Below are 19,504 nucleotides of genomic sequence, written 5' to 3'. Positions count from 1 at the left end.
TTAAGTTAAAACAAACCTCCTTGGGTTGGTCCTTTTATCTTACCTAGATGTTTATATGCTTGTTCTGTTACTTCTCGTCCACGAGGAGTTCGCATTATAAAACCTTGTTGAATTAAAAATGGCTCATATACCTCTTCTATGGTTTCTGTACTTTCACTAACGGCAGTTGCAATGGTACTAATACCAACTGGTCCTCCTTTAAACTTATCGATGATAGTGGTTAGGATTTTATTATCCATTTCATCCAAGCCATAGGCATCTACGTTAAGTGCTTTTAAGGCAAATTTAGCGATACCAATATCAATTTTACCATTCCCTTTTATTTGTGCAAAATCTCTAACACGTCGTAAAAGCGCATTGGCAATACGAGGTGTGCCTCTACTTCTACCTGCAATCTCTATAGCAGCTTCCATAGAAATTGGCATGTTTAATATGGATGCACTACGTTGCACTATGGTGGTTAATAATTCGGTTTTATAATATTGTAAACGACTTTGTATTCCAAATCGAGCGCGCATTGGAGCAGTAAGTAACCCTGAACGTGTGGTTGCACCAATTAAAGTAAATGGATTTAAGTTAAGTTGAACTGTTCTGGCATTTGGACCAGATTCAATCATGATATCAATTTTATAATCTTCCATTGCAGAGTATAAGTATTCTTCTACAATTGGACTTAAACGATGGATTTCATCAATAAAAAGCACATCACGATCATCAAGGTTAGTTAACAAACCTGCCAAGTCTCCTGGCTTATCTAAAACAGGTCCTGAGGTCACTTTAATGCCTACGTCTAACTCATTAGCTAAAATATGTGCTAAGGTCGTTTTTCCTAGTCCTGGAGGTCCGTGAAATAAGGTATGATCTAAAGCTTCTTCTCTAAGGTTTGCAGCTTGTACAAAAACTAATAGGTTTTCTAAGACTTGATCTTGACCTGTAAAATCTTCAAAGGTTAAAGGTCTTAATTTCTTTTCGACATCTAGTTCTTCTGGTGTGAAGTTATCGCTATTTGGATTTAGGTTTTCGTTCATAGTACTTCCCGTGAAAACGGGAATCTTATTAAGTTACACTGAGCTTAGAAATATAGGTTCTTCGTTTCACTCTGAATGACAACAAAGTCAAAACAAATATAAAGAAAAAGACCTTTGGATAGCTATCCAGAGGTCTTTTCTAATCTATTATGAGTTTCCTGCCTTCGCAGAAATTTGTTTAATGCTGTAATTCCTCTTCACCTTCCATTAAAGGTACATTCTGAGGTACAAAATCTACATCATGTCCTGGTTTACTGTAGTCATAAGACCAACGGTAAACGTGAGGAATAGCTCCTGGCCAGTTACCATGTATATGTTTTACAGGAGTAGTCCATTCTAAAGTTGTAGATCTCCAAGGATTTTGTTCTGCTTTTTTACCAAAGAACATACTTGCAAAGAAATTATACAAATAAATAATTTGTGCTAAACCTCCAATAATAGCAAATATAGTTATGATAACATTTGCATTCGCTAAATCATCAAATAACGGGAAATTAGAGTTTGTGTAATAACGTCTTGGTAATCCTGCCATTCCAATAAAGTGCATTGGGAAGAAAACTCCGTAGGCACAAATTGCAGTGATCCAGAAATGTAAATATCCTAAGTTTTTATTTAGCATACGACCAAACATTTTTGGGTACCAATGATAAATACCTGCAAACATTCCGTAAAGTGCAGAAATACCCATTACTAAGTGGAAGTGTGCAATTACAAAATAAGTATCATGAACGTTAATATCTAATGCACTATCACCTAAAATGATTCCTGTTAATCCACCTGTAATAAAGGTAGACACAAAACCAATAGAAAATAACATGGCTGGATTCATTTGGAGATTACCTTTCCATATGGTTGTTATCCAGTTAAAGGCTTTTACAGCAGATGGGATAGCAATCAATAATGTTGTAAATGTAAATACAGATCCTAAGAAAGGATTCATACCTGAAATAAACATATGGTGCCCCCAAACAATTGTAGATAAGAAAGCAATTGCTAAGATTGAAGCAATCATCGCTCTATATCCAAAAATTGGCTTACGAGAGTTTGATGCCATAATTTCAGACACTAATCCCATAGCAGGTAAGATAACGATATATACTTCTGGGTGACCTAAGAACCAAAATAAATGTTCGAATAATACTGGTGATCCACCTTGGTAGTGTAATACTTCACCTTGAATAAATATATCTGATAAGAAGAATGATGTTCCAAAACTTCTATCCATAATTAATAATAACGCTGCAGACAATAATACTGGGAATGAAACCACACCAATAACCGCTGTTACAAAGAATGCCCAAATAGTCAATGGCAATCTTGTCATAGACATCCCTTTAGTACGTAAGTTAATTACTGTTACTATATAATTTAAAGATCCTAATAAAGATGATGCAATAAATATAGCCATTGAGACTAACCATAAAGTCATTCCTAAACCAGAACCTCCTGATGCCATAGGCAAAGCAGATAGTGGTGGATAGATTGTCCATCCTGCTGCTGCTGGTCCGGCTTCTACAAATAATGAGCTAATCATTATAACACAAGAAATAAAGAATAACCAATAAGACACCATATTAAGGAATCCTGAAGCCATATCTCTAGCACCAATTTGCAACGGAATTAAGAGGTTACTAAATGTACCACTTAACCCTGCAGTTAATACAAAGAATACCATAATAGTACCATGAATCGTCACTAAGGCCAAATAAATATCTGCATCCATAACTCCGTCTGGAGCCCATTTACCTAGTAATGCTTCAAACAATACGTTTGGCTGTTCTGGCCATGCAATTTGCATACGAAACATTATAGACATTAAAACACCTATAACTCCCATTATAGTACCTGTAATTAAATATTGTTTAGCAATCATTTTATGATCAATGCTAAAAATATATTTAGTTACAAATGTTTCTTTGTGATGATGTACGTCGTGATCGTCGTGACCGTGTGTATCTATAGTTGCTGACATAATCTCTATCTATTATCTTTTTCTTTAAAAAATTCTATTAATTTAATGAATTTGGAAAGGTTGTTTGTTCTTTCATCCAAGCATCAAACTCTTCTTGTGTTTCTACAATAATCTTCATCTGCATATTGTAATGTGATGTACCACAAATTTTGTTACATAATAATAAGTAATCAAACTCGTAAACCAACTCTTGTCCTGATTCTTCAATTTCGGCTTTACGTTCTAATCTAAGAGCGTTAATATCTTTAACTTTCTCAACCATATCTGGATTTTGACGCATATCTGCAGTGGTAATTGTTGGTGTAAAACCAAATTGAGTTACCATACCAGGTACACAGTTCATTTGCGCTCTAAAATGCGGCATATAAGCTGAGTGTAATACATCTTGAGATCTCATTTTAAATACAACCGGCTTACCTACTGGCAAATGAAGCTCTGTTACAATAACATCATCTTGAGCATTAGGATCGTCTTCATCGACACCTAAAATATTAGCACGATCTAAGTCTATTAATCTAACATTCGCTTTACCAAGAACATTATCTGCACCACTATAACGTGCTTTCCAGTTAAACTGCTGTGCATATAATTCAATAACCATTGGGTCTTCATCCTCATCGATATTCATAATATCATTCCAAGTGAATAAACCGTAGATTATTAAACCAGCTAAAACAATTACAGGAATTACTGTCCAAATAAATTCTAAAGTGTTATTATCTGCATAAAACAATGCTTTTCTTCCTTTTTCACCTTTGTATTTATAAGCAAAATAATGTAGTAAAAATTGCGTAATAGTCTGTACTATAAATATAACTACCATAGAGATAATCATAAGATTATCGACTTCTACACCATGTTCTGATGCAGCATTAGACATTAATGGTAAATCTCCTAAATACCAAAAACTAAGAATAGTTATAACATAGATAAAAATTAAAAACCCTATCATTAAATAACCATTGATTTTGTTATCATGGTCGTCCGCAATTTGGGAATTTGTTGTGCCTACTTGGGCCAAGTCAAAAATCTTTACCATTTGCCACAAGGCAACAGCTACAAAGAGTACAATTATAATCGTTAATAAAGCAGTCATTATCGTTTCTGTTCTTATTTAAAATTAATAATGGAAATTTTTACTTTCCTTAATAAATGGATTTCCTTTAGCTAGTAATGGATATTTACCTAATGCTGTAAAGACAACAAGCATAAATAAACCACCAAATAATAAAATTGCTCCTATTTCAGGAATTCCAATAAACCATCTATCACCAACTGTTGCAGGCATAATCATATTGAAAATATCTACGTAATGACCACAAAGAATTACAACTCCTGCCATTATTACAAACCAATTTACGCGTTTGAAGTCACTATTCATTAATAATAATAGTGGGAATACAAAGTTCATAGCTACCATACCAAAGAAAGGTAAGTTATAATCTTCAATACGTGTTACAAAATAAGTAACTTCTTCTGGAATATTTGAATACCAAATTAACATGAATTGAGAGAACCATAAGTAAGTCCAGAATACACTAAATCCAAACATAAATTTAGCTAAATCATGGATATGACTATCGTTTACATGTTCTAATAAACCTTTAGATTTTAGGTAAATTGCTATCATGGCAATTGTAGTTACACCACAAACAAGCATACCTGCTAATAAGTACCATCCAAACAAGGTACTAAACCAGTGTGGATCTACACTCATTATCCAGTCCCAAGACATTATTGATTCTGTGTAAATAAAGAATACTAAAAATGCTGCTGAAATTCTGAAGTTCTTTTTAAAGTTTCTGTTATCATTTATATCAGCATTATCTTGAGCAACTGAGAACTTTCTAGAAAAATATTGGTAAGCAGACCAACCTGCTAAAAATACAGCACCTCTTATAAAAAATCCTGTTTTATTTAACCAACCTGATTTCCCTGCGACAAGCGCATCATAATTATCGTGACCTACTGTAGTCATACCATCAGTTAACCAGATAAACAAATGACTATCTGCAACAAATGCGATTATTAATAAGATAACACCACCTGGTAAAACATAAGATGTAATACCTTCCATGACTCTAAACAGTACAGGCGACCAACCTGCTTGAGAAGCATATTGTACAGCATAAAATGCTAATACCCCTAATGCAATCATAAAGAAAAAGAATGCTGCTACATAAAGTGCGGCATAAGGTCTGTTATGAATTTGGTGTAAGACATGTTCTTCATGACTCATTTTGTGTCCTTCCTCAGCATGAGCTTCTTCACCATGTAATTCTGCTTCTCCGTGAGCATCACCATGTGCATCTGCTTCGTGAGCATCACCGTGGTGAGCTTCACTTGCCAATAATTCTTTTACATCTTCTACCGTTTCATAGCTTTTAGAAGATATGAAACCAGAAGTGACGCCAATTGCTCCTAAAATTATAAGAACAATAGCAAATATTCTTAATCGATTTGAAATTTTATATTCCATTTATATAATCTTTATCTAAATCTTACTTTTCTAAATCTGCTTTCAGTTTCTCAACGTAAGCTACTACTTGCCAGCGCTCAGTCTCGTTCAATTGGTTAGCATAAGAACCCATTGTGTTTTTACCGTAATAAATAACGTGGTAAATACTTCCTGTAGTAATTGCTCTTCCTACATCATCGTAAGAAGGAACCCCTAAAATCTTTTCGCGTTGAACCAATTTACCTTTACCATCTCCTTTGTTACCATGACAAATTCCACAGTAAATGTCATATAGTATCTTACCTTCTGTATAATCTACTTGTAAAGAATCTAAAGGACTTTTTAAATTCGCTTTTGCATACGCAAAACCTTCATTTGTATTTTCAATTTCAAAAGGCATAAAATCACCTCTTGGTATTGATCCTTCTGCAGGTAATTGGGCTTCTACACCATTTTTAAATGCGTCAGATTCTTGATATGTTTCATAACCAACTGACTCATACATGTTTGGCATATATTGGTAATTGGGTCTAGAGTTCTTTTGGCAAGACACAAAGCTTACCAATAATACTAATGCTACGATATATTTTGTGGCTATCTTCATATTAATGTGCATCTTCATCTTTATCAACAATATTTATCTCAACAGCTCCTGTTTCTTGTAACAATGCAGTTAATGAATCTTCATTATTATGCACAGCAATTTCCATTAAGAAATGGTCATCTGTAGTTCTTGGGTCAGGGTTTTCTGCTTTTTTAAACGGCCACATTCTACTTCTTAGGTAAAAAGTTATAACCATTAAGTGAGCTGCAAAAAACACTGTAAGCTCAAACATAATTGGTACAAATGATGGCATATTCTCAATATAACTAAAGCTTGGCTTACCTCCAATATCTTGAGGCCAATCTTCAATCATTATAAAATTCATCATTACAATAGCTACAGTTAAACCAACACAACCATATAAAAAAGCTGTTATTGCTAAGCGTGTAGGCGCTAATCCCATTGCCTTGTCTAGTCCATGAACTGGAAAAGGTGTATATATCTCTTCAATGTGATGTTTTTCTGATCTAACCGTTTTGACGGCTGACATTAGTACATCATCATCTGTATAAATAGCATGAATTACTCTCGAAGCTTCCATAGACTATATTAGTTGTTTAATAAATTTTTAGCTTGTCCTGACCAATCATCACGTTCTGCTCTTCCTGGGAAAGAACCTGTAATTGCATCTAACAAGTCATATTCTTTTTTCGTCATCTTACTTACCTGAAGGAATGTGTAAATACCTATACTATTTAACACCTCTTCCATCTTTGGACCAATACCATTTATTTTCTTTAAATCGTCTGCAGTACCTGTTGTGGCATCAAACGCTCCAATAGTACCTAAAAGGTCATTTACTTTAGTAGAATTATCTTCCGATGAAACCACTGGTTTTGTTGGTGTAATAGTATTGGCAGCTAAATTTGATGTTCTAGCATCTGCTCCTGTTCCAACTAAACTATCACCGCGTTCTCTAATGTTTTTATAACGCTCCCCAGATGATTTTAAAATTGTTTTTACTTCTGCTTGTGCTATTACAGGGAATGTACGAGAATACAGTAAAAATAATACAAAGAAGAAACCAATTGTTCCAATAAAAATTCCAATATCTACAAACGTTGGTGAAAACATAGACCATGATGATGGTAAATAATCTCTATGTAGTGATGTTACGATAATTACGAAACGCTCAAACCACATACCAATGTTTACAACAATAGAGATAAAGAAAGAGAACATGATACTTGTTCTTAATTTCTTAAACCACATAAACTGAGGTGAGAATACATTACAAGACATCATTGCCCAATATGCCCACCAATAAGGTCCTGTTGCTCTATTTAAGAATGCATATTGTTCGTACTCTACTCCAGAATACCATGCAATAAATAACTCAGTAATATAAGCCACACCAACTATAGAACCTGTAATCATTATTACAATGTTCATTAATTCTATGTGTTGTACTGTTATATAATCTTCAAGGTTACACACTTTTCTCATAATAATAAGAAGCGTGTTTACCATAGCAAATCCAGAGAATACTGCACCTGCAACAAAATAAGGTGGGAAAATCGTTGTATGCCAACCAGGAATAACAGATGTTGCGAAGTCAAAAGATACAATAGTGTGTACAGAAAGTACTAAAGGAGTTGCTAAACCTGCAAGTACTAAAGATACTTCTTCAAAACGTTGCCAATCTTTTGCTCTTCCAGACCAACCAAAACTTACTAAAGCGTATATTTTCTTTTGGAAAGGCTTAACTGCTCTATCTCGTAACATAGCGAAATCTGGTAATAAACCTGTCCACCAAAATACAAGTGATACTGATAAGTACGTAGAAATCGCGAATACATCCCAAAGTAAAGGTGAGTTAAAGTTTACCCATAACGAACCAAATTGATTTGGTATAGGTAATACCCAATATGCTAACCATGGACGACCCATGTGAATAATTGGAAATAAACCCGCTTGAACTACTGAGAAAATAGTCATGGCTTCCGCAGAACGGTTAATTGCCATTCTCCATTTTTGACGGAAGAGTAAAAGTACTGCAGAAATTAAAGTTCCTGCGTGACCAATACCAACCCACCAAACGAAGTTAGTAATATCCCAAGCCCAATTTACAGTCTTATTAAGACCCCAAACTCCAATACCGGTAGATACGGTATAAATAATACAACCTATTCCCCAAAGGAATGCGACCAACGCAATGCTGAAAACTATCCACCATGATCTGTTGGCTTTACCTTCAACTGGTCTTGCGACATCAACAGTAACATCGTGATACGATTTTTCTCCTGTTACTAATGGTCTTCTAATAGGTGCTTCGTAATGAGACGCCATTCTTTATTGTTTAAATGTTGATTTGTTTAAATGCTAAAAGCTGTTGTTTATTTCAACTTCTAACTATTTAACTTTTTATTTAGTTATTTATGCTTTTGATGTATTTCTCACCTTTGTCTGATAGATTACGTTTGGTTTTGTACCTACGTATTCTAGCAAATGATACATACGATCATCTTCTTTTAATGCTGAGATTTTACTCTCCTTATCATTAATATCACCAAACACCATCGCTCCGTTTCCACATGCCGCAGAACAAGCTGTTTGGAATTCTCCATCTTTAACTTCTCGTCCGTCACGCTTAGCATCAAGAATTGTTTTTTGTGTCTTTTGAATACACATAGAACATTTTTCCATTACACCACGAGAACGCACTACTACATCTGGATTTAATACCATACGCCCTAAATCATCATTCATGTAGTAATCAAACTCATCATTCTTATTGTATAAGAACCAGTTAAAACGACGTACTTTATAAGGACAGTTGTTTGCACAGTAACGTGTACCTACACAACGGTTATAAGCCATGTGGTTTTGCCCTTGACGACCATGAGCTGTTGCAGCAACAGGACAAACTGTTTCACAAGGTGCATGATTACAATGCTGACACATTACTGGTTGAAATGCTACTTGAGGATTTTCTGCAGGATTTTCCATCTCTCCAAAGCCTCCTAAAGATCCATTATCTCCAAATAAACCAGAGAAACCATCTTTTTTAGCATCATCCGATTCAAATGTATCTTGATGAGAATAATATCTATCAATACGCAACCAATGCATATCTCTACTACGTCTCATTTCTGACTTACCAACAACAGGAACGTTATTTTCTGCATGACATGCAATTACACATGCTCCACAACCCGTACAGGCGTTTAAGTCTATTGATAAGTTAAAGTGATGACCTATAGAACGATCAAACTCATCCCATAAATCTACATCTGGAGATGTTACAGGTGTTTCTATATGATTAAGAGATACAACAGGAACTGCATTCCAGTGCTTCTTATCTTTTGTATTAAAGACTTCTAAAGTAGTTTCTTTAATAATATCTCCACGTCCCATTAAAGTATTATGCAACTGTACACAAGCAAATTCGTGCTCACCAGAAGCTTTTTCAATAGTAACGTTTTGAACTGAATTGAAATTTTGGTATAACGGATAAGCGTTAACACCTGTTTTCATTTCTTCTTTTAAACCTTTTGATGTTCTTCCAAAACCGAAAGATAAACCAACAGATCCTTTTGCTTGTCCTGGCTGAATGATTACTGGTACTGTAATTGCTTCTGCTCCATTAACTGAAACTTTTGCATAACTACCATTTAACCCACCATTAGCTACATTCCAATTTTTCAACTCTAACCTATCAGCATCTGCCTGAGAAACTGTTAAGTAATTATCCCAAGTTGTTCTTGTAATAGGATCTGGAAATTCTTGTAACCATGGGTTGTTAGCTTGTTGACCATCACCCATTCCTGTCTTGGTATAAAGCAATAATTCCATTGCGCTACCTTTAGCCGAACTTGCTAAAGCTCTTGCGGCTTCACCACCAGATAAAGCTGAAACTGAACCTCCTGCAACTGAACCACCATTATTAACAGTAGTTGCTGTTGTGTTTGTTACATATTCGTCCTTATCTTCATCTTTTATACCAACTCCTACAGCAACATCATGAATAACGCCACCTAGGAAGGTTCTATCTTTTTTATCTTTTAACGCTGTTGTGGTTTCTGTACTTGTTGAAGAACTATTTCCACCATTCTTTGCAGAACTAGACACGAAAACACCATCTTGAACCGCCTTATTAAATGACGCACCACCTAATATATTTGTTGTCCAATATGATTTTAAGAAGTCTCTATATGAACCTGACTTATCTGTCCAACCCATTAATACCTCTTGAAATTGCTTAGTGTCAAATAACGGACGAATTGTTGGTTGCATCATTGAGTAATGACCAGCTTTCATCTCGATATCTCCCCATGATTCTAAATAATGAGGTGCTGCTGCGATATATTGACAATTAGTTGACGTCTCATCTTGTTTCATTGAGAACGCAATTGACAATTCTGTTTTTGCAAGACCTTCTGAAAAATCAGAAGCATTTGGCAATGTATATATTGGATTAACACCATTCATGATGATAGCTCCAACTTTTCCTGCTTTCATATCAGAAACCAATTGCATAACTGCTTTATCGCTTCCTTGTCTTGTTTTTATTGTTGTTTTAGGGTCAAATGCCTTACTCTTTAAGTAAGTATTTAACTCTAACACTACAGTTTGTGCATTTACATCTTGTATACCTGTAACCACAACGGCATTGCTACCGGCTTTGCTAATCTCTTTAGCTGCTGCTTTAACGGCTGCGTCTAATCCTTCAGGAAGCTTAGCACCACCAGCAGAATTTCCAGTGACTTCACTGTATAATTTAGCTAAAGCTATTTTTTGCTGACTTGGTGTTAATGGCACACGCTTATCTGCATTTGCACCAGATAATGACATATTAGATTCAAACTGAATATGTCTAGACATCTTACCATCTTCAGGAATACGTTTTTTAGCATAAGCAGACTCAAAGCCTCCACCCTGCCAATCTCCTAAGAAATCAGCTCCAATAGAAACAATAGTCTTAGCCTTAGAGAAATCGTAATTAGCCATTCCTCTTACTCCGTACTTTGCTTGGTAAGCATCTAAGGTAGCAGATTCTGAAACAGCATCATAAACAACGTGGTTTACGTTGCCATATTTAGCTTTAAAATCTGCAATCAATTTATTTGTTGATGGACTTGGCAATGTTTGCGTTAAAAACACAATTGCCTTACCATTAAGCCCATTTAATTTTGAAGTTGTTTCGGACATAAACGTCTCCCAAGAGATTTTAGAATCACCTTTCATTGGCGATTTTACTCTAAGGTTATCGTATAATCCTAAAACGGAAGCATTAACTCTCGCATTTGCAATACCACTAGCCCCAGCTTCAGTGTTATTCTCAATTTTAATAGGTCTTCCTTCTCTTGTTTTTACTAAAACACTTGTAAAATCAAAACCATCTGCAATCGTTGTTGCATAATAGTTAGCCACACCAGGAATAATCTCAGTTGGCTGAACTATGTAAGGAATTGACTTAATTACTGGCCCTTCACAAGCCGCCAAAGAAGCTGCTGCGGTACTAAAACCAACGTATTTTAAGAAATCACGACGCGATGTAGACGAAGATTCTAACGATTCTTTGTCTCCTAAAAATTCATCTGTAGGAATTGGTTCCACAAATTCATTTTGTTGTAGCGCCTCAACAATAGAACTATTTTCGTTTAGTTCTTCAACACTTTTCCAGTATTTCTTGTTTGATGACATATAATTTTGAATTACTTCTTATTTAATTTAATAATGACACTTTCCACATTCTAATCCACCCATCTGCGCCACAGTTAACTGCTCAACTCCATACTTTTTAGATAATTCTTCGTGTATCTTAGTATAATATTCGTTGTCTTTAACTTTTACATTTGTTTCTCTGTGACAGTTAATACACCAACCCATAGTTAATGGTGCATTTTGGTACATTATTTCCATTTCCTCAACAGGACCATGACAAGTCTGACATTCAATACCACCAACCTCTACGTGTTGTGAGTGATTGAAATAAGCAAAATCAGGTAAGTTATGAATACGTATCCACTTAACAGGTTTAGAATCTCCAGTATAACCAGTTCCATCCCAACCTACAGCATCGTATAATTTTTGAATTTCCGCATTGTAATCTACCCCATACTCTGTGCCTTCTGCTAAAGTTTCTGGTGCGACTTCTGAAATTGATTTATGACAATTCATACAAACATTTAAAGAAGGAATACCTGAAGTCTTACTTACTCTAGCTGATGAGTGACAGTACTTACAATCAATACCATTGTCGCCTGCATGAATTCTATGCGAATAATGAATAGGCTGAACAGGTTCGTAACCTTGATCTACACCTACTTGCATAAAGTAACCATACACAAAGTAACCACTTGCTAACAAGAAGATAATTGCTGTAACCAATACTAAAAATTGATTTTGAACAAACGCCTTCCATAATGGTGTTCTTTTTTCTTGCGCTGTAAAGACTTCAATATCTTTAGCTTTAGCAAAACGATTTAACGTACGATTTACTAACACTAACGCCATTGCTAATAACCCAAACAATAAGGCTAAAGCACCTAAAATGATATCATTTGAAACACCACCTTGCTGACTAGCACCTTCATTAGTGTTGCTTTCTACAACTACAGGTTCTTTTTTCTCCTCAGCAGTATAAGCCAAAATATCTGAAATATCTTGATCACTTAACTGTGGAAACGGCGTCATAGGAGTTCCGTTATACTCATTAAAGATCTTATTCGCATACGCGTCTCCAGATTTAATAAGCGAAGAGCTATTTCTAATCCAAGCACTAAGCCATTCTCTATCTAAGCCTTGCTCATCTGCCAATCTTGCCTCTACATTACGTAATGCAGGACCTGTCATTGGCTTATCTAGCTTATGACACGCTGCACAATTAGAATTATAGAGCGATTTTCCATTAACTGGATCACCTTCTTGAGCTGTAAGTGAGGTCGAAAATGCAAGCAATAGTGCAAAACAAAGACTAACTATCCTTGAGGTTAAACTACGGTAAATCACTTGTTTCATATAATAAGTTGAATTATCTTCTAAACTTTGGTACGATTTTTTCATTAAAAACTTGAAAAAAGATGTTTATAAAAACTCTGGCAAAAGTAACATTTAAAGTCGATTTTGGAAATCTTAGAGAAGTGTTAATATATAATTTATACCAATTCTAAATAATGTATTTCAAAAATTTAATGATTGAATATTCGTTCCTTAATTACCGACAGCTTGAAGTATAATTGATTACAGCTAAAATGTAGATAAAAAAATCACACATGTTCTTCTGAAAATTATACCTTTGCCAATAAATAATTACTCTATGAAATTAAGAAATAAATCTTTTTGTCTTGTCTTTTTAGGTCTAGCATTATCTATTTCCCTTCATTCGCAAGAAGGAACAGTTAACGTTAGCCAAGACAGTGATATTGATAAATTATTGGAATACAAAAAAGATATCAAAACCTCTAAGGTCTATAAAATACAAGTATTTCAAAGCGTGGATCCTGATAAGGCTGCTCGAGAAAAAGCTAACTTTTTAAACGCTTACAGTGAATGGCCTGTAGAAATTGTATGGAACACTCCAAATTATAAAGTTTGGGTAGGCAACTTTGCTACAAAGTTAGAAGCTGAACGCGCTGGTGTAAAAATTAAAAAGAAGTATATGAATGCTATTATTTTTCAACCTAAAACAGACGACTAAATAGCTTCTAAAACAACTGCAATGAGTCCTTTTAAATAACTCATGTTTTCTAATTTTATCTCATAAAAAAAACCGACAATTACTTGTCGGTTTTTTTATTTGTTATAAGTTATTACTTTAACTTTTTCTTTACTTCTACTTCTTGGAATGCTTCGATAACATCACCAATTACAATGTCGTTATAACCTTTAATTTGCATACCACAATCATAACCTTTAGCTACCTCTCTAACATCGTCTTTAAAACGTTTTAAAGCTTCTAGTGTACCTGTATGAACAACGACTCCGTCTCTAATAATTCTTATGTTAGAATTTCTAAAGATTTTACCATTCATAACCATACAACCTGCAATATTTCCAATCTTAGAAACTTTAAATATTTCTCTAATTTCTGCAGTACCTGTAACCTCTTCTTTTAACTCTGGAGATAACATACCTTCCATAGCATCTTTAAGATCATTAATGGCAGCATAGATAATAGAATACGTTCTGATATCAATTTCTTCCTTATCAGCAATCATTCTTGCATTTCCAACAGGACGTACATTAAATCCAACAATAATAGCATCTGAAGCTGTTGCTAATAAGACATCACTTTCTGTAATGGCACCAACACCTTTATGTATAATATTAACTTGAATTTCTTCAGTAGATAATTTTTGGAAAGAATCTGTTAATGCTTCTACAGAACCATCTACATCACCTTTAAGAATTATATTAAGTTCTTGGAAATCACCAAGAGCAATACGTCTTCCAATCTCATCAAGTGTAATATGACGTTGTGTTCTAACAGATTGCTCACGTTGTAACTGAGTACGTTTAGTTGCAATTTGTTTTGCTTCACGCTCATCTGCAAAGACATTAAACTTATCACCTGCTTGAGGCGCACCATCTAAACCAAGTATAGATACTGGAGTTGCAGGACCTGCTTCCTTAACATCGTGGCCTCGTTCATCTTGCATAGCTTTTACTTTACCACTATTCTTTCCGGCTAAAACATAATCACCAACTTTTAAAGTACCTGCTTGTACTAAAATTGTTGACACATATCCTCTACCTTTATCTAAGTAAGCTTCCACTACTGTTCCGCTTGCCGCTTTATTAGGGTTTGCTTTTAATTCTAGCAATTCAGCTTCTAGCAATACTTTTTCTAATAATTCTTTAACACCAGTTCCCATTTTAGCAGAAATGTCATGTGATTGAATTTTTCCACCCCAATCTTCTACTAAGAGATTCATTTGTGCTAATCCTTCTTTTACTTTTTCAGGATTGGCATCTGGTTTATCTATTTTGTTAATTGCAAATACGATTGGCACTCCAGCCGCTTGTGCATGAGAAATCGCTTCTTTTGTTTGAGGCATTATAGCATCATCCGCAGCAACTACAATAATAGCAATATCTGTAACTTGAGCACCACGAGCACGCATCGCTGTAAAGGCTTCGTGACCTGGTGTATCTAAAAATGCTATTTTTTGTCCATTTTCTAGTTCTACACCATATGCACCAATGTGCTGTGTAATTCCACCGGATTCACCAGCAATTACATTTTCTTTACGTATATGGTCTAATAATGATGTTTTACCATGATCTACGTGCCCCATTACTGTAACAATTGGTGCACGAGGTAATAAATCTTTAGGATCGTCAACAACATCTTCTATTGATTCTTCAATATCAGCTTTAATAAACTCTACATCGTAACCAAATTCTTCTGCAACTATAGTTAAAGTTTCTGCATCTAACCTTTGGTTCATGGTTACCATCATACCAAGAGACATACATGCTGAAATAACTTGTGTTACTCCAACTTCCATCATTGTAGCAATTTCACTAACGGTTACAAACTCTGTAACTTTTATTGTTTTGCTTTCTGCTGCAGCGATTTCTTGATCGATTTCACTTTGTTCTCTGTGTTGATCTCTCTTATCTCTTCTGTATTTAGCGCCTTTTCCTTTATTAGATTTACCTTGTAATTTCTCAAGTGTTTCTCTAATTTGTTTTTTTACATCTTCTTCTGTAGGCTCTTCCTTAACAATTTTTGGTCTGGCATTTCCTCCACGTCCTTTTGGACCTCCTCTTCTATTATCAAACTTAGGTTTTCCACCTGAGTCATTTCCGCCTTTACTAATTCTACGTCTTTTACGCTTATTAGCATCGCCAGAAGCTCCTGGTTTATTGTCTTCTTTTTTCTTTTTAGGTTTGTTGAATTGAGAAAGGTCTATTTTTTTACCTGTGGTAACTGGACCAGTAAGTTTCTTATACTGTGTCTTAATAGTTTCTTCAACTGGCTCAGAAGGTGCTTTAGGCTCTTCTTTTTTAGTTTCTTTTTTAGTAGAAACCTCTTTCGTTTCGGCCTTCTCTACTTTTTCAGTTTTCTCAACCTTTTCTACTTTCTTAACCTCTTCTTTCTTTTGAGGTTCTTCAGGCTTTTCAACTTTTTTGACCTCAACCTTAGGTTTTTCCTCTTTTTTGACTGGTTTTTCAACCTTAGGAGTTTCCTTAACTTCAGGTGCTTTAGGAGCCTCTTCTTTTTTAGATTTTGGCTTTTTATCTAAGTCAATTTTACCAACTTGTTTTGGGCCACTTAACTCAGCTTTAGCCTTAACTACAGATTCTCTTTCTGCCTTTTGCTTTTGCTTTTCTTCAATTTCGCGTTCTCGCTGTTCACGAAGCTCTTCTTTTTCTTTAAGTTTTGCTTCACTAACCTCTTGAGCTTTTTCACGTTTAGATGCATCTGTCTGAAATTCATCAGAAAGCGTGTTATAAACTTCTTGCGAAATTTTAGTATTAGGGCTTTTCTCAATCTCGATACCTTTGGATTCTAAAAAATCCACTGCACGATCTATTGAGATATTTAATTCCCTTAATACTTTATTTAATCTTGTTGTTTGAGCCATAAACTGCCTGTAAAATACTTAAATATATGTTATACCAATATAACTTCAAAATGAAATAATAAAAATCATTTTAAAATTAATCTGATATTATTCTTCAAATTCCTCTCTTAGAATCCTAATGACGTCTAAGATTGTTTCTTCTTCTAAATCTGTACGCTTCACTAAATCAACAACATCTTGCTCTAAAATACTTTTTGCAGTATCTAAGCCAGCTTTGCTAAATTCAGAAATTACCCAACCTTCAATTTCATCAGAGAATTCTTTTAATTCTACATCTTCTTCTGCACCTTCTCTAAATACGTCAATCTCATAACCTGTTAGTTGACCAGCCAAACGAATATTGTGACCACCTCTACCAATAGCTTTTGAAACCTCTTCTGGTTTTAATAACACCTCAGCACGCATATTTTCTTCGTCTAATTTTAAAGACGTTACTCTTGCTGGGCTCAATGCTCTTGTTACAAAAAGCTGAACATTGTTTGTATAATTAATTACATCGATATTCTCGTTTCCTAACTCACGTACAATACCGTGAATTCTAGAACCTTTCATACCAACACAAGCTCCAACTGGATCGATTCTATCATCGTAAGAATCTACTGCAACTTTTGCTTTTTCTCCTGGAATACGTACTACTTTTTTAACTGTAATTAAACCATCAAAAACTTCTGGTATTTCCTGTTCAAATAATTTCTCAAGAAATACTGGTGATGTTCTAGACATCACAATTGCTGGTTTGCTTCCTTTTAATTCAACACTTTCAATAATTCCTCTTACATTTTCTCCTTTTCTGAAGAAATCTGAAGGAATTTGTTTGTCTTTTGGAAGTATAATTTCATTACCATCATCGTCTAACAAAATAATTGCTCTGTGACGAATGTGGTGTACTTCTGCTGTATAAATCTCACCTTCAAGCTCTTTAAAGTGCTTGTAGATATTTGTATTATCATGTTCATGAATCTTAGAAATTAAGTTCTGCCTTAATGCTAAGATAGAACGTCTTCCAAGATCAATTAACTTTACTTCTTCTGCAACGTCTTCACCAACTTCAAAATCTGGCTCTATTTTTTGCGCTTCAGATAATTCAATTTCTTGATTTGGTTCTTCAACTTCACCATCTGCAACAACGATTCGGTTTCTCCAAATTTCTAAATCTCCTTTATCTGGGTTTATTATGATATCAAAGTTATCGTCATCACCATACTTCTTCTTCAATGCATTACGTAATACATCTTCAAGAATTGCCATTAGCGTAACTCTATCTATTAATTTGTCGTCCTTAAATTCTGAAAATGACTCAATTAACGCTACATTTTCCATAATTGATATGAATTAAAATTTTATTTTAACTTTTGCTTCTTTAATATTATCAAAAGCTACATTAGCTTGTTTAGCTACTGTTACTTTTCCTTTTCCAACAGGTTTTGGTTCTCTTGCTTTCCAGCTTAGAACCACTCCATCATCATTTACTTCTGTGAGTTCTCCTTCTAAATTTTGATGATCTAAAGTCTTTACCTCTAAATTTCTACCAATATGCTTATTATACTGTCTAGGCAAAACTAAAGGAGTTGTCGCACCTGAAGATAAAACTTCTAAAGAAAAATCGTGTTCTTCTCTATCTACATTGTGTTCAATTGCTCGACTTATAAACATGCAATCTTCTACTAAGACGCCATTATCACCATCTATTACAATTTTAATAACGTTATCTCCAGACAAAGAAAAATCTATTAAGAAGAGGTCTTGTCTCTCGTCTAGTGCCTTTTGTAATAAGTCTTCTACTATTTTCTTAAACATTATTTGATATAAAAAGAGAGGACTTTTCGTCCTCTCGCTTATTTATTTTTAGTAAACAACGGTGCAAATATACGACATTTATATTAATTTATCCAAGCTATGCAATGTGGAATAATTTTCTTAGATTTAAGGAACTAAATAAATACAACAAATAATGAATAAAATATTAGTTCCTACAGATTTTTCTGAACAAGCTGAAAATGCATTAAAAGTAGCAGCAATGCTTGCTAAATCTCATAATGCCGAAATCTATTTACTGCACATGATGGAAATTCCAACGCAGCAAACCGATCAAGGAAATGCAGAGAGTGATATTCCCGAAACCTTGTTTTTTATGAAATTGGCACAAAAAAGATTTGAAAATCTTATGGCTTCAGACTACTTACAAGGTCTTACAGTACATGAAACCGTAAAAGCTGACATTACATTTAATGAAATTAAAGATTCTTGTAAAGAATTTGATATCGATTTTATTGTTATGGGCTCTCATGGAGCTACAGGGCTTAAAGAAATGTTTGTTGGGTCTAATGCCGAAAAAGTTGTAAGAACTTCTGACGTTCCTGTTTTAGTAATTAAAAATGAGCACGAATCTTTTGACGTATCTGATTTTGTTTTTGCTTCAGATTTTAAAAATGACAACAAAGAAACTTATAAACAAGCCGTAAAATTTGCTAAAGCTTTTGGCTCAAAAATTCATTTATTACTCGTTATTACTTCTGGTAATTTTATGACATCGTATGAAGCTAAATCTAGAATTGAAGATTTTATTTCAGGCGAGACTTTTGACAATTACACCATTACTATTCACAATGATAATTCTGTAGAACAAGGTATTTTAAATGTTTCTAAAGATATAAATGCAGATCTTATTGGTATTAGTACGCATGGCAGACAAGGTATTGCGCATTTCTTTAATGGCAGTATTAGCGAAGATTTAGTAAACCATGCAAAACGCCCTGTAATTACTTTTAAAATATAAAAAAATCAGGGGTCATTGCTAAAAGTTGTGTGTGATGATTAAAAAAAGATTCTGATTTTTGTAAAAAAAAAAAGACTTTTGGACAATTATCTAGAACTACTGAAACTTATTCTTCCTGAATTTTTAAT

Annotated in this window: 14 protein-coding genes; 2 read left to right on the top strand and 12 right to left on the bottom strand. The window is 34.4% G+C overall.

Features of this window, described 5'->3' with window-relative positions; all coding sequences use genetic code 11:
* Positions 1-5 precede the first annotated feature (5 nt).
* The 9 genes from ruvB to VDP25_RS16310 form a co-directional block, all read right to left on the bottom strand.
* The gene (gene ruvB / locus VDP25_RS16350) at positions 6-1,028 is read right to left on the bottom strand and encodes a Holliday junction branch migration DNA helicase RuvB (RefSeq protein WP_334471564.1); all 1,023 of its coding nucleotides are present in this window, start codon (positions 1,026-1,028) and stop codon (positions 6-8) included.
* Positions 1,029-1,206: 178 nt separating this feature from the next.
* Positions 1,207-3,000 (bottom strand): cytochrome c oxidase subunit I, encoded by a 1,794-nt coding sequence (locus VDP25_RS16345; protein WP_215927865.1) that lies wholly within the window; start codon positions 2,998-3,000, stop codon positions 1,207-1,209.
* Positions 3,001-3,037: 37 nt separating this feature from the next.
* A complete protein-coding gene (locus VDP25_RS16340) occupies positions 3,038-4,096 on the bottom strand; it encodes a cytochrome c oxidase subunit II (protein WP_215927866.1) in 1,059 nt (352 codons plus the stop codon).
* Positions 4,097-4,120: 24 nt separating this feature from the next.
* On the bottom strand, positions 4,121-5,479 hold the full coding sequence (locus tag VDP25_RS16335; RefSeq protein WP_215927867.1) for a quinol:cytochrome C oxidoreductase: 1,359 nt from the start codon (positions 5,477-5,479) through the stop codon (positions 4,121-4,123).
* A gap of 22 nt (positions 5,480-5,501) precedes the next feature.
* A complete protein-coding gene (locus VDP25_RS16330; RefSeq protein ID WP_334471560.1) occupies positions 5,502-6,062 on the bottom strand; it encodes a c-type cytochrome in 561 nt (186 codons plus the stop codon).
* Between the two features lies 1 nt (position 6,063).
* Positions 6,064-6,603, bottom strand: coding sequence for a DUF3341 domain-containing protein (locus VDP25_RS16325; protein ID WP_215927868.1), 540 nt, complete (start codon positions 6,601-6,603; stop codon positions 6,064-6,066).
* 8 nt (positions 6,604-6,611) lie between these two features.
* Complete coding sequence (gene nrfD / locus VDP25_RS16320) at positions 6,612-8,351, bottom strand: NrfD/PsrC family molybdoenzyme membrane anchor subunit (RefSeq protein WP_334471558.1); 1,740 nt, start codon at positions 8,349-8,351, stop codon at positions 6,612-6,614.
* Positions 8,352-8,438: 87 nt separating this feature from the next.
* Positions 8,439-11,708, bottom strand: a complete 3,270-nt coding sequence (locus tag VDP25_RS16315; RefSeq protein ID WP_334471556.1) for a TAT-variant-translocated molybdopterin oxidoreductase — start codon at positions 11,706-11,708, stop codon at positions 8,439-8,441.
* Positions 11,709-11,735: 27 nt separating this feature from the next.
* Positions 11,736-13,025, bottom strand: coding sequence for a c-type cytochrome (locus tag VDP25_RS16310; protein ID WP_215928288.1), 1,290 nt, complete (start codon positions 13,023-13,025; stop codon positions 11,736-11,738).
* 298 nt (positions 13,026-13,323) lie between these two features.
* On the opposite strand from VDP25_RS16310, the gene VDP25_RS16305 reads away from it, so the two are divergent.
* Complete coding sequence (locus VDP25_RS16305; RefSeq protein ID WP_334471554.1) at positions 13,324-13,704, top strand: SPOR domain-containing protein; 381 nt, start codon at positions 13,324-13,326, stop codon at positions 13,702-13,704.
* Between the two features lie 112 nt (positions 13,705-13,816).
* Here the strand turns inward: VDP25_RS16305 and infB are convergent, their stop codons facing one another.
* The 3 genes from infB to rimP form a co-directional block, all read right to left on the bottom strand.
* Entirely contained in the window at positions 13,817-16,600 is a 2,784-nt protein-coding gene (infB, locus tag VDP25_RS16300) for a translation initiation factor IF-2 (RefSeq protein ID WP_334471552.1), read from the bottom strand.
* 87 nt (positions 16,601-16,687) lie between these two features.
* Complete coding sequence (nusA, locus tag VDP25_RS16295; RefSeq protein WP_215927875.1) at positions 16,688-17,920, bottom strand: transcription termination factor NusA; 1,233 nt, start codon at positions 17,918-17,920, stop codon at positions 16,688-16,690.
* Between the two features lie 12 nt (positions 17,921-17,932).
* Complete coding sequence (gene rimP, locus VDP25_RS16290) at positions 17,933-18,397, bottom strand: ribosome assembly cofactor RimP (RefSeq protein WP_334471550.1); 465 nt, start codon at positions 18,395-18,397, stop codon at positions 17,933-17,935.
* 154 nt (positions 18,398-18,551) lie between these two features.
* Between rimP and VDP25_RS16285 the strand changes: the two genes are divergently transcribed.
* On the top strand, positions 18,552-19,376 hold the full coding sequence (locus tag VDP25_RS16285) for a universal stress protein (RefSeq protein WP_334471548.1): 825 nt from the start codon (positions 18,552-18,554) through the stop codon (positions 19,374-19,376).
* Positions 19,377-19,504: the final 128 nt, after the last annotated feature.

The sequence above is a fragment of the Winogradskyella sp. ECml5-4 genome (genome assembly GCF_036903175.1).
In the GTDB taxonomy this organism is placed as follows: Bacteria; Bacteroidota; Bacteroidia; order Flavobacteriales; family Flavobacteriaceae; genus Winogradskyella; species Winogradskyella damuponensis.
The sequence above is the reverse complement of the archived record's forward strand: the minus strand, read 5'-3'. Positions and strand labels throughout refer to the sequence as shown.